Source organism: Rhizobium ecuadorense (genome assembly GCF_001187535.1).
GTDB classification, from domain to species: Bacteria; Pseudomonadota; Alphaproteobacteria; order Rhizobiales; family Rhizobiaceae; genus Rhizobium; species Rhizobium ecuadorense.
Genome location: NZ_LFIO01000623.1, coordinates 1 through 337, shown reverse-complemented (window position 1 = coordinate 337; position 337 = coordinate 1). Strand labels below are relative to the sequence as shown.

Annotated in this window: 1 protein-coding gene; it reads right to left on the bottom strand. The window is 62.6% G+C overall.

What is annotated here, in order from left to right:
- A partial coding sequence (locus tag AF337_RS12390) for a two-partner secretion domain-containing protein (protein WP_152971026.1) occupies positions 1–337 on the bottom strand: 337 nt, incomplete at both ends.

The window sequence follows — 337 nt, the reverse complement described above, 5'->3', positions numbered from 1 at the left end:
GCCGCAGCCGTCGCAGGTGATGCCGTTCGGATTGGCGATGACGACATCCGCCCGGCCGCCGAACACCTCGGTCGGGCCGTTCAAAGCCGAGCGATTGCCGCTGGTCACCTCGTTGAGGATGACCGATGCCGGGCTAGAATTATTCAGATTAGGATTGCCCGGCGTGACGCCGCCGAGATTGGAATTGCCGATCTCGCCCTTGTAGTTGTTGAGGATGAGGCCCGGCGTGCCGACGTTGAAATTGTCGTATTTGTTATGTGACAGGCCGGTCGCATTCGGGGTGACGATGTCGATCAGCGGCACGCCGTTCGGGGCGGCGCCGACGCCCGGCTGGTTG